General features: G+C 46.0%; 18 protein-coding genes. 11 read left to right on the top strand and 7 right to left on the bottom strand.

The features are described 5' to 3' along the window. Positions 1-29: 29 nt before the first annotated feature. Both NBH01_RS04290 and NBH01_RS04285 read left to right on the top strand, forming a co-directional pair. Positions 30-704 (top strand): ABC transporter ATP-binding protein, encoded by a 675-nt coding sequence (locus tag NBH01_RS04290; protein ID WP_250700011.1) that lies wholly within the window; start codon positions 30-32, stop codon positions 702-704. A 12-nt stretch (positions 705-716) separates the two neighbouring features. Further along, positions 717-3032, top strand: coding sequence for an ABC transporter permease (locus NBH01_RS04285; RefSeq protein WP_117859911.1), 2316 nt, complete (start codon positions 717-719; stop codon positions 3030-3032). A 137-nt stretch (positions 3033-3169) separates the two neighbouring features. Here NBH01_RS04285 and NBH01_RS04280 read toward each other — a convergent pair whose 3' ends face one another. Next, complete coding sequence (locus tag NBH01_RS04280; protein WP_008761372.1) at positions 3170-4540, bottom strand: MATE family efflux transporter; 1371 nt, start codon at positions 4538-4540, stop codon at positions 3170-3172. Between the two features lie 151 nt (positions 4541-4691). Here NBH01_RS04280 and NBH01_RS04275 point away from each other — a divergent pair, with 151 nt between their 5' ends. The 3 genes from NBH01_RS04275 (at position 4692) to NBH01_RS04265 (ending at position 7509) form a co-directional block, all read left to right on the top strand. Then, positions 4692-5339, top strand: coding sequence for an HAD family hydrolase (locus tag NBH01_RS04275; protein ID WP_008761373.1), 648 nt, complete (start codon positions 4692-4694; stop codon positions 5337-5339). Positions 5340-5521: 182 nt separating this feature from the next. Next, complete coding sequence (gene panB / locus NBH01_RS04270; protein ID WP_008761374.1) at positions 5522-6343, top strand: 3-methyl-2-oxobutanoate hydroxymethyltransferase; 822 nt, start codon at positions 5522-5524, stop codon at positions 6341-6343. A gap of 8 nt (positions 6344-6351) precedes the next feature. After that, positions 6352-7509, top strand: coding sequence for an MFS transporter (locus tag NBH01_RS04265; RefSeq protein WP_055298344.1), 1158 nt, complete (start codon positions 6352-6354; stop codon positions 7507-7509). 128 nt (positions 7510-7637) lie between these two features. Here NBH01_RS04265 and NBH01_RS04260 read toward each other — a convergent pair whose 3' ends face one another. Further along, positions 7638-9854: a RelA/SpoT family protein gene (locus NBH01_RS04260; RefSeq protein WP_011107405.1), complete on the bottom strand. Its 2217-nt coding sequence runs from the start codon at positions 9852-9854 to the stop codon at positions 7638-7640. 106 nt (positions 9855-9960) lie between these two features. Here NBH01_RS04260 and NBH01_RS04255 point away from each other — a divergent pair, with 106 nt between their 5' ends. The 5 genes from NBH01_RS04255 (at position 9961) to NBH01_RS04235 (ending at position 15877) form a co-directional block, all read left to right on the top strand. Beyond that, positions 9961-11478: a DUF4301 family protein gene (locus NBH01_RS04255; protein WP_225658505.1), complete on the top strand. Its 1518-nt coding sequence runs from the start codon at positions 9961-9963 to the stop codon at positions 11476-11478. Positions 11479-11743: 265 nt separating this feature from the next. Next, entirely contained in the window at positions 11744-12367 is a 624-nt protein-coding gene (locus tag NBH01_RS04250) for a chloramphenicol acetyltransferase (RefSeq protein WP_008765580.1), read from the top strand. Positions 12368-12451: 84 nt separating this feature from the next. After that, positions 12452-13627, top strand: a complete 1176-nt coding sequence (locus NBH01_RS04245) for an acyloxyacyl hydrolase (protein WP_229036350.1) — start codon at positions 12452-12454, stop codon at positions 13625-13627. Between the two features lie 50 nt (positions 13628-13677). Beyond that, positions 13678-14844, top strand: a complete 1167-nt coding sequence (gene purT / locus NBH01_RS04240; protein ID WP_196044951.1) for a formate-dependent phosphoribosylglycinamide formyltransferase — start codon at positions 13678-13680, stop codon at positions 14842-14844. 97 nt (positions 14845-14941) lie between these two features. Continuing rightward, a complete protein-coding gene (locus NBH01_RS04235; protein ID WP_008765583.1) occupies positions 14942-15877 on the top strand; it encodes a hypothetical protein in 936 nt (311 codons plus the stop codon). Between the two features lie 130 nt (positions 15878-16007). Here NBH01_RS04235 and NBH01_RS04230 read toward each other — a convergent pair whose 3' ends face one another. The 3 genes from NBH01_RS04230 to NBH01_RS04220 all read right to left on the bottom strand — a co-directional run bounded on the left by NBH01_RS04230 (position 16008) and on the right by NBH01_RS04220 (position 17202). Continuing rightward, positions 16008-16109, bottom strand: a complete 102-nt coding sequence (locus NBH01_RS04230; protein WP_149192761.1) for a smalltalk protein — start codon at positions 16107-16109, stop codon at positions 16008-16010. Between the two features lie 69 nt (positions 16110-16178). Further along, positions 16179-16628, bottom strand: a complete 450-nt coding sequence (locus NBH01_RS04225; protein WP_055298347.1) for an N-acetylmuramoyl-L-alanine amidase — start codon at positions 16626-16628, stop codon at positions 16179-16181. A 64-nt stretch (positions 16629-16692) separates the two neighbouring features. Further along, the gene (locus NBH01_RS04220) at positions 16693-17202 is read right to left on the bottom strand and encodes an HU family DNA-binding protein (RefSeq protein ID WP_225658507.1); all 510 of its coding nucleotides are present in this window, start codon (positions 17200-17202) and stop codon (positions 16693-16695) included. A gap of 278 nt (positions 17203-17480) precedes the next feature. On the opposite strand from NBH01_RS04220, the gene NBH01_RS04215 reads away from it, so the two are divergent. Next, positions 17481-17726, top strand: coding sequence for a DUF4248 domain-containing protein (locus NBH01_RS04215; protein ID WP_008761384.1), 246 nt, complete (start codon positions 17481-17483; stop codon positions 17724-17726). Positions 17727-17950: 224 nt separating this feature from the next. On the opposite strand, the gene NBH01_RS04210 is transcribed toward NBH01_RS04215, so the two are convergent. Together NBH01_RS04210 and NBH01_RS04205 are read right to left on the bottom strand one after the other, a co-directional pair. Next, positions 17951-20326, bottom strand: coding sequence for a DUF3987 domain-containing protein (locus tag NBH01_RS04210; protein WP_250700006.1), 2376 nt, complete (start codon positions 20324-20326; stop codon positions 17951-17953). Positions 20327-20425: 99 nt separating this feature from the next. Further along, positions 20426-20836, bottom strand: a complete 411-nt coding sequence (locus NBH01_RS04205) for a hypothetical protein (RefSeq protein WP_008765587.1) — start codon at positions 20834-20836, stop codon at positions 20426-20428. Positions 20837-20897 lie beyond the last annotated feature (61 nt).

Here is a 20897-nt window from a genome sequence, read left to right as displayed (position 1 = left end):
AAAGTATAACAACATAATAAATGAACAAGATGATACAGATTGAAAACATTAGTAAAGTATTCCGTACTACCGAAGTAGAGACAGTTGCATTAAATCACGTGAACCTTGAAGTAAAGGAAGGAGAGTTTGTTGCCATTATGGGACCTTCGGGCTGTGGCAAGTCCACCTTACTGAATATTCTTGGTTTATTGGATAACCCAACCGAAGGTTCTTACCGATTACTGGGAGAAGAAGTTGCCGGACTGAAAGAAAAGGAACGTACCGGCGTCCGCAAAGGCAAACTGGGCTTTGTATTTCAGAGTTTTAACCTGATAGACGAACTGAATGTCTTTGAGAATGTAGAACTTCCGCTGACCTATCTTGGTATCAAATCTTCCGAACGCCGCCTCATGGTAGAAGACATCCTGAAAAGGATGAATATCAGTCACCGTGCCAAACACTTCCCGCAACAACTTTCCGGCGGTCAGCAACAACGTGTGGCAATTGCCCGTGCGGTAGTGACTAATCCAAAGCTTATCCTTGCCGATGAGCCTACCGGTAATCTGGATTCCAAGAATGGAGCGGAAGTAATGAACCTGCTGACAGAACTGAACAAGGAGGGAACCACCATTATCATGGTAACGCACTCACAGCACGATGCGAGTTTCGCACATCGTACCGTACATCTGTTTGACGGTAGTGTAGTGGCAAGTGTAACGGCATAAACCGGAACGACAATGAGACAAATCTATTATAGCATCCGAACCTTACTGCGCGAACGCGGCACAAATATCATCAGGATAATTTCTCTTTCGCTGGGACTTACTATTGGTATTTTACTCTTTTCGCAGATTGCGTTTGAATTGAGTTATGAACGTTGCTATCCGGAACCGGAACGACTGGCTATTGCACGTTGCCTGACCACTAACCTTAGCACGGGGGAGACAATGGGAGACGACGGCAACAATTATGATTACACACTTTTTGATGTGGTTGCATCTACTTTGGCGCAGGATATGCCCGAAGAAATAGAGTTTGCCAGTTGTGTCCTCACCGGACAAGGGATGAGTATATATTACGAAGACAAATTATTATCGGATGTTAACTATATATACGCTGATACTTGTTTCTTCCAGACTTTTGGTATCCCTGTCTTAAAAGGGAACCCGAAAGATATGATCATGCCGGGAAGTGTGTTTGTGTCAGAGCATTTTGCCCGTGAAACGTTTGGAGATGCGGACCCTATCGGTAAAATTCTTAAAGCAGACAGGCAAAATGATTTTACTATTCGTGGTGTATACAAGGATATGCCGGAGAATACGGTGCTCACTCACGACTTTGTTGTCTCCATCCATCGGGATGGAGGATATCAGGGAGGATATGGCTGGAAGGGAAATGATGTCTTTTACACGTTTCTTCGCCTGCGTAATGCTGCGGATATTGACAAGGTGAATGACAACATCCAACGGGTAATCGAGAAATACACTCCTGCCCAGTATGATGACTGGAAAATGAATTTCAGTGTCATCCCATTGGTGAAGTATCATTTGATATCTTCCGATGTGCAGAAGCGTTTGATCATATATGGCTTTCTGGGATTCGCTATCTTCTTTGTGGCCATCATGAATTATATGCTGATATCTATTGCCACCCTAAGCCGTCGTGCCAAAGGAGTAGGAGTACATAAATGCAGTGGTGCCAGTTCCGGAAATATCTTCGGCATGTTTTTGGCAGAAACAGGAATCCTTGTTATCTTTTCCGTACTTCTTAGCCTTCTGCTGATAGTCAACGCACATGAAATAATCGAAGATTTGCTTTCTGTCCGTCTGTCCTCACTTTTTGCGTGGGAGACACTATGGGTGCCTTTGCTTACGATTGTGATACTTTTCCTTTTGGCAGGTGGCATACCGGGACGGCTGTTTTCGCGTATACCAGTCACGCAGGTGTTCCGTCGTTACTCTGATGGTAAAACGGGTTGGAAACGTTCGTTATTGTTTATACAGTTCACAGGTGTCTCCTTTGTTTTGGGACTGCTGCTGGTAACGCTCCTGCAATACAACCATCTGATGAGCCGCGATATGGGAATAAACGTTCCGGGACTGGTTCAGGCAGGAACCTGGTTGCCGAAAGAAACGGTAGAGCATGTCACCGATGAACTGCGTCGCCAGCCTATGGTAGAGGGAGTGGCTGTTGCCACAAGCGGAGTAATCGGACAGTACTGGACACGCGGACTGATGAGTAATGACGGTAAAAGAATCGCTACACTTAACTTTAATTATTGCAGTTATAACTATCCCGAAGTAATGGGAATAAAGATTATCGAAGGCAGCACTCTTAAGAAACAGGACGATTTATTGGTGAATGAAGAGTTGGTACGTCTGATGAAATGGACAGATGGGGCGGTAGGAAAGAAACTGAATGATATACAGGGTACGATTGTCGGTGTCTTCCGGGATGTCCGCAACTATAGCTTCTTTTCAACTCAGGCACCTATTGTCTTGATAGGATCGGAGAATGCCAATCATGTATTTGATGTCCGTCTGAAAGAGCCGTATGATGAAAATCTGAAACGTCTGAACGAGTTTGCCGATAAGACATTTCCGAATGTAGCCTTGCATTTCAGTTCTGTAGACGGTATGATAAAGGATATATACAAGAGTGTATATCGTTTCCGTAATTCAGTCTGGATCACTTCAAGCTTTATTCTGCTGATTGTAATAATGGGATTGATCGGATATGTGAATGATGAAACGCAACGTCGAAGCAAAGAAATAGCCATCCGGAAAGTGAATGGAGCCGAAGCCTCTCATATTTTGCGTCTGTTGATACGCGAGATTCTGTATGTCTCCGCTTCCTCCATATTGATTGGTACCATTGTTTCCTATTTCGTTGGAAAGGCATGGCTTGACCAGTTTGCCGAACAGATTTATATGAACCCGTTATTGTTTGTGGGTACGGCGCTGTTTGTCTTATTGCTGATCGTAGTTTGCGTTGTGTTGAAAGCGTGGCACATCGCCAATGAGAATCCGGTGAAAAGTATAAAGAGCGAATAAGAATATTATTATCTTTTAGGCACGGATTAACGCGGCTTTTATGAGATGCATTCATTGCAGAAGTAATCTTAATCCGTGTATTCGTGCCTAAATATTTTTCATACTGATATATCTTTTAGCATAGCGTCCTTTTTGCTTTATTCCGCCACTTTATCTGCTATCGGATGTTCTTTCGATACTTTCTTTATATAAATCATCAGACTGATAACTGCCGTAATAAATGCTAAAGAGTCCGATACCGGCAGACTGATCCATATTCCCTTCAGTCCCCACCAATGCGGGAATAACAACAGGCAAGGAAGCAAATAAAGCAACTGCCGCGTCAACGAAAGGAAAATACTTATTTTTACTTTGCCTATACTTTGGAAGAAGTTACCGATTACAATCTGTGCTCCTACAAACGGGAACATAAGTACAGTCAACCGAAGACCGTCCACCGCAAGTCCGATTAACTCATCACTATCCGTGAAGACTGCCGATACTGCATGAGGGAAAAACTCGCAAATCAGAAAGCCACTGCTTGTAATCACTACACCGGAAATAATTCCCAGCTTTAGCGTCTGTTTCACCCGGTCTATCTTCTGTGCTCCGAAGTTGTAGCCTACAATCGGCTGCATGCCCATCGTCAGTCCCAATACGATCATGACATAAAGCGTCAGCAACCGGTTGATGATTCCGTAAGCACCGATAGCCATGTCGCCTCCATGTTCCTGCAAACTATTATTAATCACGATAACGATGGCACAAGCACAGACATTCATCAGGAAAGGAGACATGCCGATAGCGAAAATACTCTCTACAATCCTTCCTTTCATTTTCCAGACCTTTCCCTCAAAATGCACCGTACTGTCTTTCTTGCAGAAGTGGCTCACCACCCATACCATTCCGATCAGCTGTGAGATGACCGTTGCTGTAGCCGCTCCCCGCATTCCCCATTCAAAGTGAAAGATAAAGATAGGAGCGAGGATGATATTTGCTACTACCGTTACCATAGAAGTAAGCATCGCTTTCTTCGGATATCCGGTGGCACGCATCACATTATTCAGGCCGATCATCGTGTATGTGATGGGAGTTCCCAATAAAATCACCTGCATAAAACTCCGTGCATAAGGCAGTGTGTCGGGACTGGCACCAAAGAAAGTCAGTATATCATCAAGAAAGATAAAAGACAGGATACCGAAAAAGAAAGAATTTGTGATACAGAGCATCAGCGTATGTGACAGAATCTCCGTAGCCCCTTTCATATCTTTCTGTCCCAGGCGAATAGAAGCGATGGTAGAACCACCCGCCGAAACGAGTGTACAGAAAGCAACGACCAGATTCATCAAAGGAAAGCTCACCGCCAGTCCGGCAATAGCCATCGCACCCACACCGTGACCGATGAAGATGCTGTCGATGATATTATAGATAGACGTGATTGTCATCCCGATGATAGCGGGAATGGAGTATTGCAACAGTAGCTTACCGATGCTTTCTTTTCCTAATATGTGCGGATCGTTTTTGCTCATGCGCTCGTATGGATTGTTGGATGAAAACGAATGTTACGTTTTTTTAAGTGGGGCAAAGGTACGAATTATTTGCCTGATTCGATGATTATTCGGAACTTTGCACAATTCAATACACAAGGTTTAACGTTTTAGGTAAAAAGAAAGATTACGTATGGATACAACAAAGACAATTGCGGCACTGTTCGATTTTGATGGTGTCATCATGGATACGGAAACACAGTACACTGTTTTCTGGGATGAACAAGGACGTAAATATCTGAATGAAGAAGACTTCGGCCGTCGCATCAAGGGACAGACGCTGACCCAGATTTACGAGAAATATTTCTCGGACCTCCCCGAAGCTCAACAAGAGATTACGGCCGGACTCAATATTTATGAGAAAAGCATGTCCTATGAGTACATCCCCGGTGTAGAAGCTTTTATTGCCGATCTTCGTAAACACGGAGCAAAAATAGCCGTTGTAACCAGCTCCAACGAAGAGAAGATGCAAAACGTCTATAACGCCCATCCCGAATTTAAAGGAATGGTAGACCGCATCCTGACCGGAGAAATGTTTGCCCGTTCTAAACCCGCTCCCGACTGTTTCCTGCTCGGTATGGAAATATTCGGTGCTACTCCCGAAAACTCGTACGTGTTCGAAGACTCCTTCCACGGTCTGCAAGCCGGAATGACTTCCGGTGCCACTGTTATCGGTCTTGCCACTACCAATACAAGAGAGGCCATCACCGGAAAAGCACATTATATAATAGATGACTTTTCGGAAATGACCTTTGAACACTTATTGGCCTTGCACCGTTAGTTCTTTCTTATTATCTTCTTAATTTGTCTTTTTGGCCGCCTTCTCATTAACTTGGGGAGGTGTTTGAAAGGATTTTTTCTTTTTCTTTCTCACTTATGAAAGAAATGTTATAACTTTGCCGCAATTTTTGATGGCGTTGACGCCTTATTTAATTTCTAGTTTTAATTTAAAATTTAAGAAACATGGCTGGTTATATATCAGATGACACAAGAAAGGTGACTACTCATCGCCTGGTTGAAATGAAGCAAAGAGGCGAAAGAATATCTATGCTTACTTCTTATGATTACACAATGGCACAGATCGTAGATGGTGCGGGAATGGACGTAATTTTGGTAGGCGACTCCGCTTCGAACGTGATGGCGGGTAATGTGACTACATTGCCTATTACTCTCGATCAGATGATTTATCACGCTAAATCAGTAGTACGTGGCGTAAAACGCGCTATGGTCGTAGTAGACATGCCTTTCGGTTCCTATCAAGGTAACGAAATGGAAGGTCTTGCTTCTGCCATCCGCATTATGAAGGAAAGCCATGCCGATGCTTTGAAACTGGAAGGCGGAGAAGAAATCATCGATACGGTGAAGCGTATCATCAGTGCGGGTATTCCGGTGATGGGACACTTGGGACTGATGCCTCAGTCTATTAATAAATACGGTACTTACACGGTACGTGCCAAAGATGACAACGAAGCTGAAAAGCTGATTCGTGATGCTCATCTTCTCGAAGAGGCAGGCTGCTTTGCCATCGTACTCGAAAAGATACCGGCTACTCTTGCAGAACGTGTGGCTTCCGAACTGACGATACCTATTATAGGTATTGGTGCCGGTGGTCATGTTGACGGACAAGTATTGGTCATTCAGGATATGCTTGGAATGAACAACGGATTCCGTCCGCGCTTCTTACGTCGTTATGCAGACCTGTATACGGTGATGACTGACGCTATCAGCCGTTACGTATCCGACGTGAAGAATTGCGACTTCCCTAACGAGAAGGAACAATATTAAAACAGTATATGGCAGTTAAATTGTGGACAGTTCATTTTATGCGGATATGCGTAGCTAATTTGCTGTTGTTTATCTCCTTGTATATCTTGTTTCCGGTACTTTCCGTTGAGATGGCAGACCGTCTCGGAGTACCGGTGGCACAGACAGGAGTGATCTTTCTTTTTTTCACTTTAGGAATGTTCCTTATCGGTCCGTTCCATGCTTATCTCGTAGATGCTTATAAGCGTAAGTACGTATGTATGTTCTCTTTTGCCACGATGGTGGCAGCAACGGCAGGATACGCCTTTGTGACGAACATCACGGAACTTATCTTGTTGAGCACCGTACAGGGACTGGCTTTCGGAATCGCTACCACCGCAGGAATCACACTTGCCATTGACATAACGAACGCTACACTTCGCAGTGCCGGAAATGTCAGTTTCTCCTGGATGGCACGTCTGGGGATGATTATAGGCATTGTTCTGGGTGTCTGGCTTTATCAGAGCTATTCCTTTAAAAATCTATTGTCCGTATCGGTGATTACCGGAGCAGCAGGTGTTTTGATGGTATCCGGAGTGTATGTGCCTTTCCGTGCACCGATTGTGACCAGGCTTTATTCATTCGATCGCTTTTTGCTGTTGCGGGGATGGGTGCCTGCCATCAATATGATTCTGATCACCTTCGTTCCGGGGTTGTTGATTCCGCTTGTACACCGTTTCCTTAACGATTCCGTATGGGGAAGCAGTGGAATCCCTATACCGTTCTTTGTCGGTACGGGCATCGGATATCTTGCCTCCCTGCTGCTGGCGCGTCTGTTTATTCTGAAAGAAAAAACTTTGCGGCTGGTGCTCGTCGGCATCATACTGGAGATTGTAGCCATCACTCTACTGGCCTCCGGCTTTCCGGTAGGCGTACCTTCCATACTCTTGGGTTTGGGACTGGGGTTGGTGATGCCGGAATTTCTGGTCATGTTCGTGAAACTGTCACATCATTGTCAGCGGGGTACGGCAAATACCACTCATCTGTTGGCCAGCGAAGTCGGATTCGCATCCGGAATAGCTGTTGCGTGTTACTTCGATTTGGAAGCGGATAAGATGCTCTATACAGGACAGGTGGTAGCTGTGATTGCTTTGATTTTCTTTATACTGGTTACATATCCATATTATAAGAGAAAGAAAGTGAGATAAATCGTTTCGCACTATTTCCGTGACATGATTGTCTATCATAAATAAAAAGACTGGCGTTATCCTGACGGAGATAATGCCAGTCTTTTTATTAAAGACCTGTCAACAGATTTGCTGTTAGCATAGAGTGCTTAGTTTCTGCTTACCTGTTTAACTCCCTTCACTGTCCGCAGCTTTTTGATCAGCGCTTCCAGTCGTCCGGTATCACCCACCATGACCGTAAGCGTTCCGGAGAATAGTCCGTCGTTGGAATTGATTCCGATGGACCGCAGACTGATTCCATTCTCTTTGGAAATGATGGAAGTAATATTGGTAACAATGCCGATATCATCATGACCTACTACGCGCAGCGTAATCGGATACTGCGTACCGACTGACTTGCCAGCCCAACGCGCTTTAACAATCCGGTATCCGAACCGTTCGCGCATCTGATTGGCATTCGGACAGTCTGCCCGGTGAATCTTGATACCTCCGCTCACGGTTACAAATCCGAATACATCATCCCCATAGATCGGGTTACAGCATTTGGCCAGTTTAAATTCCAGTCCTTTCAGATTCTGATCAATGACTAGTACATCCTCTTTTGAACTAGGTTCTTCCTGAGTTGCCTGCAAATTATATCCTTCGGCACTGCGATACACAATCTCATCGTGCGTGTCATTGTCCCGTCTCTGCTGTTCAAGGTATTTGTCCAGAATGTCGTTGACATCCAATGTCTCGTCAGCAATCTTCTGATAAAACTCTGTCACATTTTTAAAGCCCAGCCGCTTGATCAGGCGCATCATGGTGGCTTCGTCATACTCCATCTTCCGGTTCTTGAACTTCCGTTCCAGTGTCTCTTTGGCGAAATCGTGCTGGCGTGCTACCATCTCTTTGAGTGCCTGCCGTATCTTGGTGCGGGCTTTGGAAGTCGTCACGATGTTGAGCCAGTCCTGTTTGGGAGTCTGGGTATTCGACGTCATGATTTCTACCTGATCACCGCTGTTCAGTTTCTGTTTGAGCTGTACATTTTTGCCGTTTACTTTCGCACCGATACACTTGCATCCCAGTTTGCTATGGATGTGGAATGCGAAATCGAGCACAGTAGCTCCTTTGGCAAGTTTGAATAAGTCTCCTTTAGGCGTGAATACAAATACCTCATCCTCGTAGAGGTCCATTTTGAACTGATCCATCACTTTCAGTGAGTCGTTATCCGCATTTTCAAGCGCTTCACGTACCGAAGTCAGCCATTCGTCCAGTCCTGTTTCCCCTTTGATACCTTTGTATCTCCAGTGTGCGGCGAGTCCCCGTTCAGCGATCTCGTCCATCCGGCGGGTACGGATCTGTACTTCCACCCATCTTCCTTCCGGGCCCATCACGGTAATGTGCAACGATTCATAACCGTTGCTCTTTGGAATCGAGAGCCAGTCCCGCAGACGTTTCGGGTTCGGCTGATACATATCCGTTACGATAGAATAGACCTGCCAGCATTCCTGCTTTTCTTTGGCCGGGTCCGGTTCGGAATCCAGAATGATACGGATAGCGAACAAGTCATAGATACCTTCAAACGGAGTCTTCTGCTTCTGAATCTTATTCCAGATGGAATGGATGGATTTGGTACGTCCCTTGATGTCGAACTTCAGTCCGGCTTCCTTTACCTTCTTCTGGATAGGATCGATGAAAGAAGCGATATACTTGTCGCGGGATGCTTTCGTCTCGTTGAGCTTCTCCTTTATAAAGTAGTAGGTTTCCCGCTGCGTATATTTCAGCGACAAGTCTTCCAATTCCGATTTCAGCTTGTAAAGTCCCAGTTTGTGGGCCAGCGGAGCATATAGGTAAGCAGCTTCGTTCGCTACTTTCACCCGGTCTTCCTCGTTGCCTGTATCCTTGATTTGGCGCATGATGTTCACACGGTCTGCGATCATAATCAGGATGACGCGCATATCTTCGGCAAAAGAGAGCAGGAGATTGCGGAAATTCTCCGATTCTATCGCCGGACTTTTGGAGTACAGTTCGTTTGTTTTCACCAGTCCTTTGATGATACTGCCTACATCTTCGCCATATTCGGCATTCACTTCTTCGATAGACAGGATATGTGCCTTCACTATTTCGTGAAGCATGATGCCGACCAGACACGAACCTTTCATGCCGATTTCTTCGGCTACGATAACTGCCGTTTGTAAATCTCTGATGACGGGATTCATCCCGAAGTTATTGCGTTGCAGCCCGTTACACTGGGCGGCTTTGATAAGATGTTTCTTTAATTTTTGGCAATCCCTCCAGAAAATCGTATCTCCGGCAGATTGCAACAGATGCCTGTAGAGTGAAAAAAGCTCCTTCTTTTCCTCCGATGTAAAAAAGTCGTCCATATTCAATCTTGTTAATTCGACGTAAAATTACTTTTTTTCCCGGTTATTCGGCAAGAAGTAAATAACATTTTGTATTTTTGGGCATCAATTAATAAAAATAGATATTATGATAACGACACAGGACAAAGAGTTGCTTGCCAAGAAAGGCATCACGGAGGCGCAGATAGCAGAACAGCTGGCTTGCTTCCAGACGGGTTTTCCTTATTTGAAACTGGACGCTGCCGCTTCCATAGAAAAAGGCATATTGGCTCCTGACGCAGAAGAAAAGAACGCATATCTGACTGCATGGGATGCTTATAAGAATACGGATAAAATCATCGTGAAGTTTGTTCCTGCTTCGGGCGCTGCCAGTCGTATGTTCAAGAATCTGTTCGAGTTTCTGTCCGCAGAGTATGACAAACCTACTACAAAGTTTGAGCAGGCATTCTTCGACGGAATCAAGGATTTTGCTTTCTATGACGACTTGAATGTAGCTTGTCAGCGTACAGCCGGAAAAGATATTCCGGGGCTGATGGAAGAAGGTAATTACAAAGCCGTAGTAGCTGCCCTTCTCGAAACTGCCGGACTCAACTACGGAGCACTTCCGAAAGGTCTGCTCAAATTCCATAAATATCCCGAAGGTTCACGTACTCCACTGGAAGAACATCTTGCCGAAGGCGCTATGTATGCAGCCGGAAAAAGTGGTAAAGTAAACGTACACTTCACTGTCTCTACCGAACATCGAGAACTCTTCAAGAAACTGGTGGAAGAGAAAGCCGAAGCATTCGGCAAACGTTACGGAGTAGACTATTACATCACCTTCTCCGAACAGAAACCAAATACCGACACCATCGCTGCCGATATGGACAACCAGCCGTTCCGAGACAATGGTAAACTCCTGTTCCGTCCGGGTGGGCACGGTGCACTGATCGAGAACCTGAACGATCTCGACGCTGATATTATCTTCATTAAGAATATCGACAACGTAGTACCCGATAAACTGAAAGCCGACACCGTTACTTATAAAAAACTGATTGCCGGCGTACTCGTGTCCTTGCAGAAAAAGGCATTCGAATACCTCGAACTGCTCGACAGCGGAAAGTATACGCACGAGCAAATCATGGAAATTCTCCAATTCCTGCAAAAACAACTTTTCTGCAAGAATCCCGAAACGAAGAACCTCGAAGATGCCGAACTGGTGATCTACCTGAAGAACAAATTGAACCGTCCGATGCGTGTATGCGGTATGGTGAAGAATGTAGGTGAGCCGGGTGGCGGTCCGTTCCTTGCTTATAACAGTGACGGAACTATCTCACTGCAAATCCTCGAAAGCTCTCAGATCGACATGAACGATCCTGCCAAAAAGGAAATGTTCGAAAAGGGTACGCACTTCAATCCGGTAGACTTGGTTTGTGCCGTACGCGATTATAAAGGTCACAAGTTCGACCTGGTGAAATATGTAGATAAGGCGACCGGCTTCATTTCTTATAAATCAAAGAACGGAAAAGACCTGAAAGCGCTTGAACTTCCCGGCTTATGGAATGGTGCGATGAGCGACTGGAACACAGTATTCGTAGAAGTTCCTCTTACCACTTTCAATCCGGTGAAAACGGTGAACGATCTGTTGCGTGAACAGCATCAGTAGGATTTAAAACAAGATTGGGTCCAGTCTGTCATTCTTCCTCCTCCGCGGTCGTCCGAATGGCAGATACAGACAAATGTCTCTCCCAATCATTATAATTACTAATTAAGTAAAAGCAAAATCTGAGAGGCTGACTAAAAAGTCAGTACTATCTTAAATCTCCTCCTTCCCGAAGGAGGAGATTTAAGATACTGCCGACTTTTAGTCAGCCCTAGTGTAGATACAACCGACTTTTTAGTCACTACTTATAATAAAAAGAGTATTTAGGATGAATCAGATAGAAAAGATCATTGACATTGCAACATGGAACAGAAAAGAGCATTTTGAACATTTCAGCGCATTCGATGATCCCTTTTTCGGAGTGACAGTTCATGTAGACTGTACCCGTTCTTATCAGGAGGCTAAAGACAAAGGCGTCTCCTTTTCTCTTTTACTATTACATCGTATCATCACTGCCGCAAGCAAAGTCGAGGAATTCCGTTACCGCATCGAGGGCGACAAGGTAGTCTGCTATGACAGTCTTCTTCCCGAAGCGACAGTAGGGCGTGCCGATCATACTTTTTCTTTTGCCGCCTTTGAGTACGATCCCGATGAGCTCACTTTTATCCGTAAGGCGAAAACCGAAATGGAGCGGCTGCAAGCCACCACCGGACTGAACAAAGGAGGAACTTTCCATCCCAACGCCATTCACTATTCGGCTGTCCCATGGCTGGCCTTTACAGATATGAAACACCCTTCGAACATGCGTTCGGGCGATAGCGTCCCCAAAATATCCACCGGAAAATACTTTCGGGAAGGAGAGAAGCTGATGCTCCCCATTTCCGTCACTTGTCATCACGGACTGATGGATGGTTATCATGTTGCCAAGTTTATTGAGACCCTTGATTTATGAAACCGTCAGGATCTGGAGACTAACAATGACGGCACTATGAGAAACAAGACCCTGAGATGGAAAACCATCGCTCTTTGTTCCATCATGTTTTGCCTGCCGAAGACTCCTTTGGCAGGGCAGGAGTCTTCTGGTTTTATCCATCGTTTGGGAATGGAAGCCCGTCCGCAATATGTATTTCCTACCAACCCCTTCCTGCAAGGAGAGAACGAACGCTGGAAACCGATTCAGATATCGTTTGCCGCCCACTTGAAATACTCGTTCAAGTTTCGCCCCAATACTTGTGCCGACCGTATTTACGGTGGAGCTTATCAGGGTATCGGCGTATCCCTTACCACCTTTGGCGATAAAAAACAGTTGGGCGATCCTTTCTCATTTTATGTGTTTCAGGGAGCACGAATTGTCCGTTTCTCTCCCCGTGCCTCGCTCAATTATGAGTGGAATTTCGGTTTGTCCGCCGGATGGAAGCCATACGACAATTATTATAATTCCTATAATGGTGCGGTCGGTTCACGGATGAATGCTTATATCAATGCCGGAGTTTACATAAACTGGGCGTTTTCCCGTTACTTCGATCTGATTGTCGGAGGCGATTTCACGCACTTCTCCAATGGTAACACTAAATTCCCGAATGCCGGAATCAATACTGCCGGAGCCAAGATCGGACTCGTCTACAATTTCAATCGTACGGAAGAAGACCTCTCGAAATCACTCTATCAGCCTGTCATCACCCGTTTTCCCCGGCATATCAGTTATGATGTCGTGCTGTTCGGGTCATGGCGTCGGAAGGGAGTGTGGGTAGGAGAGAAGCAGATCGCATCTCCCAATGCGTATCCCGTTGCCGGATTCAATTTTACCCCGATGTATAATCTGGGTTATAAGTTTCGCGTGGGAGCTTCACTGGACGGTGTCTATGATGGCAGTGCCAATGTATATAGGGAAGATGTAATTGTAGAATATGGAAGCAGCAGTTCTAAACGTGAGTTCCTGAAACCGGGCATTCAGCATCAGCTGGCCTTGGGACTTTCGGGACGTGCGGAATACGTGATGCCTTATTTTACCATTGGTGTCGGCATGGGAGCCAACGTGCTCAGCCGTGGCGATATGAGAGGCTTTTACCAGATTCTTGCATTGAAAATAGCCGTTACCCGCAGTTCCTTTCTTCACATCGGATACAATTTGCAGAACTTCCAGACGCCCAACTATCTGATGCTCGGACTCGGTTTCCGTTTCCACAATAAATATCCTAAGGTACGTCATTAATAAAAAGAAATATACTAATTTTGCATCACTAACATAAAACACTCAAAATAATGAAGAAAATACTGTTACTCGGTTCCGGAGAGTTAGGAAAAGAGTTTGTGATCTCTGCACAGCGCAAGGGGCAACACGTCATTGCTTGTGATTCTTATGCCGGAGCACCTGCTATGCAAGTTGCCGATGAATTTGAAGTCTTCGACATGCTGGACGGTGAAGCATTGGAACGCGTTGTCGAAAAACATCATCCGGACATCATCGTTCCGGAGATAGAAGCCATCCGCACAGAGCGTCTCTATGACTTTGAAAAAGAAGGAATTCAGGTAGTGCCCAGTGCCCGTGCCGTCAACTTCACGATGAACCGTAAGGCGATCCGTGACCTTGCCGCCAAAGAACTCGGCTTGAAAACAGCCAACTATTTTTATGCCAAGACACTGGACGAACTGAAGGAAGCAGCCGCCAAAATCGGTTTCCCTTGTGTCGTCAAACCGTTGATGTCTTCTTCCGGCAAAGGACAGTCTCTCGTCAAGAGTGCCGACGAGCTTGAACATGCCTGGGAATATGGATGCAGTGGCAGCCGTGGCGATATCCGCGAACTGATCATCGAAGAATTTATCAAATTCGACAGTGAAATCACCCTGCTCACCGTTACACAGAAAAACGGACCTACGCTGTTCTGTCCTCCTATCGGACACGTACAGAAAGGCGGTGATTACCGTGAGAGTTTCCAGCCTGCACACATCGACCCTGCACACTTGAAAGAAGCCGAAGAAATGGCGGAAAAAGTAACCCGTGCCTTGACTGGTGCCGGACTTTGGGGAGTGGAATTCTTCCTGAGCCATGAAAACGGAGTCTACTTCTCCGAGCTTTCTCCCCGTCCGCACGATACGGGCATGGTGACATTGGCAGGAACACAGAATCTGAATGAGTTCGAACTTCACCTGCGTGCCGTACTCGGTCTGCCCATCCCCGGCATCAAGCAGGAGCGGATCGGTGCAAGTGCCGTTATCCTTTCTCCGATAGCGAGTCAGGAACGTCCTCAATATCGTGGCATGGAAGAAGTGACGAAAGAAGAAGACACTTATCTGCGCATCTTCGGCAAGCCGTTTACCCGCGTCAACCGTCGCATGGGAGTCGTACTTTGCTATGCACCGCTGAACTCCGATCTGGATGCGTTGCGTGATAAAGCGAAACGAATCGTCGAGAAAGTAGAGGTATACTAAATAAAAAGAATGAGAGTGAGTCAAAAGCAAAAGGATAGTGAATATTGCTTTTGATTCTCTCTCATCATCTTCTCTTATATAACTAATAATGAAAAACATGAAAAAGACTAAACTATTGGCAGCTACTGCTATGCTATTACTGACTTCCTGTTCACCTAAAGTGGTCACTAACATTGTAAGAACCTATCCGGATATTATTCCGGCAGATTCGGTCTATGTCATCGGTTTGGGAGAAAAAGTGCCCAATACAGCCGAGACTATCGGGCGTGTATCAGTAGTGGATCGGGGTACTTCTACGAATTGCCGTTATGATCAGGTATTACATCTTGCACAAGAGGCTACAGGAAAGATTGGTGGCAATGGACTCGCCATCACTAATCACCAGAAACCTTCTTTTTGGGGAAGTTCCTGTCATCAGATTTCCGGACTGATGCTGCGGTTGTCGGATAAAAGTGTGGATACACTGAAAACAAATCCTGTACAAGACGTAATAGATCTCGACCTGGTTATTGCTAAAGACTATGCAGAAAGCAGAAAAGCGCCTGCCAACACGTTTGAAGCGAGCTTCGGATATGGATGGGTGATCAGCAAGATTTATGATATCAACGGTAGGGCGTTAGATTCGAAAGGAGGAGTTGAATGGAAGCTCGCTTACGAACATGTCTGGAACGGTGGGATGGGAATCGGACTTCAATATGCTGGTTTCAAGAAGTCATTCTCCGGTGGCGACATGATGTTCTCCTATATAGCTCCGGAGTGGGTAAGCCGTACAAAATTTGACAGATGGATCTTAAAATCAGGCGTTGGTGTCGGCGTTTTCCTTTATCATGATCCTTTCTACAATGCTGCCGGATTCGGCCTTCATGCCACATTAGGATTTGAGTACATGCTTTCATCTAATTGGGGACTCGGCTTGACTCTGAACGGGATCGGTGGAAGTATGCCCAAACAGGACTGGATGCTGCTGAAAGAAGACGAACGTTGTGGAATCACCCGCTTTAACCTGCTGGGTGGGCTGCGCTACTACTTCTGATGATAACTCCTTCTTTCTAGGAAGAATATCAACGTTTATACTGTACTTAGATTTATAAATAAAGAGAGAGGACAGAAGTCTGAACCTGCATCCTCTCTCTCACGTTTATGACATTGTTATTTCTCTGATCTTACAGACTCATCGCATTACCGCCTACAATACCCAGCACTGCCGAAGCCACCGCGATGACTACTTTCAAAATGGTATCCCAAAGGGATCTCTTGACTGCCATAACTCTACACACCTCCTTTCCGACTCTTTATATGATTGATTACTAAGTGAATCATTACCGAATGATCGATTACTCCCGATAACTTTCCTCCTTTACCTCAAAGCACGGGCACGCCTTGATCCACTCCTCCGGCTCAATCTCTCCATTACCGTTGCGATCCGGCGACAAGTCGCGATGACCGCACACCCGGCAACCGGGGAATCTCTCTTGCAACTGATGCACCAGCAGCCGGAGCGCTGCCCGCTGTTCCGGTGTCCGTGTGTCCGCCGGGCGTCCCCGGCAGTCCAGGCCGCCTTCGTAGCAAATTCCGATACTCTCCGCATTAAAACCTTTCGCATGTGCCCCGATCCGTTCCACCGGACGGGTAAGATGCGTTGTTCCATCCTTGCGGATATAGTAATGATAACCTGTCCCGTTAAATCCCCGCCGGCGGTGCATCGTATCCAGATCAAAAGCCGTCAACTCCTTGTCTGCCCGCGTTGCAGAACAGTGAATCACAATTAAATGAATCTTCCTCATAAAGCCACTAATTCTAACTATCAACCTCTCGTACATTGATTACCAACTCTCAACTCTCCACTTCTTACACTGTCGGGTCCGGAGCTTCCTCGTCGCCTCCGCCGCCTTCGTTTCCACCGCCACCGGGGTTGTTGTCCTCTCCTGATTCGTCGCCTTTCTTCTTTTTCGGGGCTTCGAGGTCGAGAAACTCGATCTTGTCACCGGCACGGGTAGACGTCAGGTTGGGGCGGACGCTGCTGGAAGGGCGGAAGTTGATCTGTATAGATTTGATATTCTTCACCGTACACTCTTCTTTCGTGGTTGCTCCCAGCGTATGGGCGGATAGGCTGAATACACCGAAGTCTCTGATATTGACCGATTTTCCGTCGAAGAGCGCCGCTCGCATTGCCTCCACATAGTTGGTCAGTACGCTTTGGATGTCGCCCAGGGAGAGGGAACTCTTGTCTTTCATGATGTAGGCGATGCCGTCAAGGTCTACACTTTGGCCCATCGTCACCAGTTGGGGGTGGTACTTCAGCACCCCGTCAATTTTTCGCGGGTCTTTACGACCCATTCTTTTAAATGGTATTGCCATAATGATAAATTAAAGATTTAGAAAAATATAAATTAATAATTACTGATTGCTGTCACTCGATCAGTGTCGGGAGAGAGAATGAGCTCTGTTTCTTTCTTTCGATGTGTCAAAGATAGCCTGTTTCTAAGCCATGAGAATACGTACTTTATCGTACTTCGTCGTACTTTCGTTCAGAATGTATTTACTTTATTTCTGATTGATTTTATTTTACTTGTTTGCTTGTGTGCGCAAATATGTTTTAGTATATTTGAAGTACGAAAGAACTTAATAACAACGATATGAAAACAGAAAAAGAAGAAGCGGAAGAAGAACCGTTTGTCATCCGTCCGTATTTGAAGTCGGAGCTGGCTCACAAATACAATCCACATTTGCCATTGATTTATGCCATGCAGAAACTACGGGGATGGATCAGAAATAATAAAGAACTTTATGACGCTATGTATAGCGGTGGAGAAGGAAAAAACGATCATGCTTATAGCAGCAGACAGGTGAGGCTGATCGTGAAGTTTCTCGATGAGCCGTGAATCTGTTTTTCGATGAGTCGTGAATCTGTTTCTTGATAAGTCGTCCGTCTGTAAGGAAGAAACAAATTAGCTATTAGCATATTTCGATTAGCTATTAGCTAATTTGTTTTTGCTAATAGCTAATTTCGATATGCTAATAAGACTTATTGTTTTTTTCTTGTGACAATGAAGTAAAAGTCACGAATTTCCCCTTTCAAAGTCCAGTAAAGTCCAGAAAGTCCATATTAGATTTTCAGAATATACGAACCGTGACCTAACTTGCTGATTCTCCCTGCTTTAATGCCTTTATTCAATAAGTAGTAAACGGTGCTTCTTGAGAGGTTCAATTCCTCTCCCAAAGCACATGCTTCTTTGGCTGAAAAACTCTTTTTGAGTTTCGTCAGAAGTCGCGAGAGATTATCGGGCGATTGTAATGGTTTCGTATCTTCGGCAGAGCTTTTTACCGAAGTACTGACCAGTTTGCTATGTTCGAAGCAACACAGCACGATGGCGAGCGCTGCTTTGAAATGTGCGTCCGAGCAGTATACTTCGGGTGTTTCCATTCTCATGGTTCCCTTGTCGATGGCGGAGAAAATGCAGCAGATGCGTGCCGTTATCACTCCATAACGTTTCACCACCCCCAGCAGGTCATCATTACCTAACTGGTCCGTATCTTTGAGCAGTTGCGTGAATACCCGGTTGAATTCTTTTTTCTGTGTATCTGTCAGCTTTACTTCCGTAGGAGAATCTTTCAGAAACAATGCCATCTGTGCGAAGCGCATGGACAACTCGTTGAAGAGATCGTCCGCCCGCACCTTTTCCTCCGCGAACACATCCTGCCATGCTGCCGGAAGTCTGAAGGTATTGATCAGAAAGCGGTTGTACAGCCCTGTCTCCATGGTCGGGATGAATAAAATGAGGCTGGATGGAGTGCCGGTGAGAAAAGCCGACAGGGAGGGATATTCCACTTTCAGCGGATGTCGTCCGTTGATCTTGTAGGACGAACTGATCAGTTCGTGCTCGAATGCCTTGCAGAGGATATCGTCGAAGTGTCCGTAATCTTGGTTGCGGGCTGTGCTGACGCTGCTGGCTTCGGTACTGGTGAGCAAGGAAGAACAACTTTGGTTGTTGATGAGGTGAGTGATGAGCTGTGCACGGCTGATGTCGGCAGGGATCAGCGGAAATGCCAGCTTCGGCTCCTCCGGTTCGTCCGGCAGGTTGGTGGCGGCAGTATTCTTTTTGCGTATCGCCTGCAAGGAGAGGGTGTAGTCCCTGAGTGCTTTCTTGTATTCCTTTTCGATCTTCAGACTCTGCTTCTCCCAATACTCACAATAGTGCTTGTGCAGGCGTATGCCATAGCCGATGAGGTTCTTGTTGGCACCGGAGGAAGCTACGACGATACAGTAGATATTGGGCTGATAATTCCGTCGGTTGTAGCGGATGCTTACACTGGGGAGCATGCTGCTTATCGTGGTAATACATGACAACAAGAGTCCGTCCCTTTCACGCTCGTCTCTTGCGATGGAGACGCACTCCTTGAAGATGGCGGGAATGAGATCGTAAATTTCGTCAGGAAAGGTCGGAGTCTGCTCTCTGAGCTCTTCTCCGATGATTTTATCCTCCTTTTCTGCCGGATTTTCGTTTTCTGAAAATCCTATAACGGACTTTTGGACTTTACTGGAATTTGAAGGAGGATTTTCGAAGCTTTCCGTCTCTGCCGCAGTCATTACATTCTGGTAAGCTGATTTTACAGTACGTGCGATTTCGGGCTCACGGAAGTTGTCTTCTTCCAAGGTGCGAACCAATTCGGTGGTCAGTTCGTTACGGTCGATGCCGCGTTTGCAGGCAGCGCAGCTGAGCCGGAAAACGGTTCCGTTCCGGTCGCCCGTTGCGGCAGGGTAGAGGGTGAGGTAGGACTGTACGAAGGGAGCGGCGGAAATCCGGTTACCCGGCATCGCAGGCGGATGTCCGTTGGAGAAAGAGGTGGGAGTGCAGGTGGTGCGGGGAGCGGAAGTGACGGGAGCGTAGGTGACGCGCGGAGTGAGTGCACCGTTCGGCAGAAAGTCGTTGACGGCCTTTGCGTCACCGTTGTAGTATGCGTCCGGGTCGTATGATCCGAAGCAGGGATGGGTGATATCCTTGCATTTCCCGTCGTTCTCTACGCCGAGAACGGTGGAAACGAGCTTTGCCGTCGCTTCATAAATGGCAGGATAATCGTTTACTCCATCGATATCTATACGAATGAACAACTTAACACCACGTCCGGAGATGCTGATAAACGCTCCCAGTACGTATTCGAGCAGGCAGGCACGTACGAAAATATCCTTTGTCTGTTCGTCCGTATGGTCGATGTCGATGCAGAGTGCGAGTGACAGGGAGGTAAGGTTGTTTTTTGCGTGTCCATTCTTACATATGCCTGCGGGGATGACACATGCCATGCTGTCTTTGATGGTTTGCGCGTCGTGTTTGCGGTCTTTTGCCAGACAGCTGCGGTGGCCTTCCGTAGGCACTTTCCAATGTCCGTTGCGTACCATTGCGAAAAAATCTTCAAAAGTTATAGTCGTGGGAGTTTTACTCCAAGTGTTGATAAATAGTGACACTTGGTACATGTGCTTTCTCATTTGAAATATAATATATAAGTTGCCGGAAGCGGGTGGTGTAGTTATCACGGGCTTCCGGCTGCGAAGGTAGGAACTTCTCTTTTTTTACCAAATCGATTATTAGGACTGATTTCTGTTCCAATCGTCCCATTGGTCTTTCACCATCTCCTCCAGTTTTCCCAGACAGCTTTTATAGGCTATGGCATGCTTCGGAGAGCGTTCGTCGCGGATTTCGATGCAATGGAACAGCCCTTTCAGTACATCCGGACAGCGTGGCATCAGCGGTATCTGCTTGATGATCCGTTCTTCTTTGTTGCACTCTTTGATGTCTTTATCCTGTACGGATTTCCAAAGAAACTGTTGCTTGAAAATCTCTTTTGCAAGGATTTCAAGTAATTCATTTTGAGTGAATAAGATGGGGAATCCGGGTAGGTGACATTGAGATATATCATCTACTGTCAACGGATTGCCTGCTTTGTCTACCATTGTTACGTTTAACGTAAAGTTGCCGATTTTTTCGGCAAAAGCCAAAAGGTTTTTTTTACCATAATTTTTAGGATTAATAATGCAGCAAATTTCTTCTTTTTTTATC

The sequence above is a fragment of the Bacteroides sp. B1-V-101 genome, assembly GCF_023656585.1.
Taxonomy (GTDB): Bacteria; Bacteroidota; Bacteroidia; order Bacteroidales; family Bacteroidaceae; genus Bacteroides; species Bacteroides thetaiotaomicron.
The sequence above is the reverse complement of the archived record's forward strand: the minus strand, read 5'-3'. Positions and strand labels throughout refer to the sequence as shown.

What these genes read in the sequence shown, in the direction of transcription:
- NBH01_RS04250 (WP_008765580.1), top strand. Translation starts at nt 11,744, where the DNA reads ATGAATCAGATAGAAAAGATCATTGACATTGCAACATGGAACAGAAAA.
- panB (WP_008761374.1), top strand. Translation starts at nt 5,522, where the DNA reads ATGGCTGGTTATATATCAGATGACACAAGAAAGGTGACTACTCATCGC.
- NBH01_RS04260 (WP_011107405.1), bottom strand. Translation starts at nt 9,854, where the DNA reads ATGGACGACTTTTTTACATCGGAGGAAAAGAAGGAGCTTTTTTCACTC.
- NBH01_RS04275 (WP_008761373.1), top strand. Translation starts at nt 4,692, where the DNA reads ATGGATACAACAAAGACAATTGCGGCACTGTTCGATTTTGATGGTGTC.
- NBH01_RS04235 (WP_008765583.1), top strand. Translation starts at nt 14,942, where the DNA reads ATGAAAAAGACTAAACTATTGGCAGCTACTGCTATGCTATTACTGACT.
- NBH01_RS04225 (WP_055298347.1), bottom strand. Translation starts at nt 16,628, where the DNA reads ATGAGGAAGATTCATTTAATTGTGATTCACTGTTCTGCAACGCGGGCA.
- NBH01_RS04210 (WP_250700006.1), bottom strand. Translation starts at nt 20,326, where the DNA reads ATGAGAAAGCACATGTACCAAGTGTCACTATTTATCAACACTTGGAGT.
- NBH01_RS04255 (WP_225658505.1), top strand. Translation starts at nt 9,961, where the DNA reads ATGATAACGACACAGGACAAAGAGTTGCTTGCCAAGAAAGGCATCACG.
- NBH01_RS04230 (WP_149192761.1), bottom strand. Translation starts at nt 16,109, where the DNA reads ATGGCAGTCAAGAGATCCCTTTGGGATACCATTTTGAAAGTAGTCATC.
- NBH01_RS04265 (WP_055298344.1), top strand. Translation starts at nt 6,352, where the DNA reads ATGGCAGTTAAATTGTGGACAGTTCATTTTATGCGGATATGCGTAGCT.
- NBH01_RS04215 (WP_008761384.1), top strand. Translation starts at nt 17,481, where the DNA reads ATGAAAACAGAAAAAGAAGAAGCGGAAGAAGAACCGTTTGTCATCCGT.
- NBH01_RS04245 (WP_229036350.1), top strand. Translation starts at nt 12,452, where the DNA reads ATGTTTTGCCTGCCGAAGACTCCTTTGGCAGGGCAGGAGTCTTCTGGT.
- NBH01_RS04285 (WP_117859911.1), top strand. Translation starts at nt 717, where the DNA reads ATGAGACAAATCTATTATAGCATCCGAACCTTACTGCGCGAACGCGGC.
- purT (WP_196044951.1), top strand. Translation starts at nt 13,678, where the DNA reads ATGAAGAAAATACTGTTACTCGGTTCCGGAGAGTTAGGAAAAGAGTTT.
- NBH01_RS04220 (WP_225658507.1), bottom strand. Translation starts at nt 17,202, where the DNA reads ATGGCAATACCATTTAAAAGAATGGGTCGTAAAGACCCGCGAAAAATT.
- NBH01_RS04280 (WP_008761372.1), bottom strand. Translation starts at nt 4,540, where the DNA reads ATGAGCAAAAACGATCCGCACATATTAGGAAAAGAAAGCATCGGTAAG.
- NBH01_RS04290 (WP_250700011.1), top strand. Translation starts at nt 30, where the DNA reads ATGATACAGATTGAAAACATTAGTAAAGTATTCCGTACTACCGAAGTA.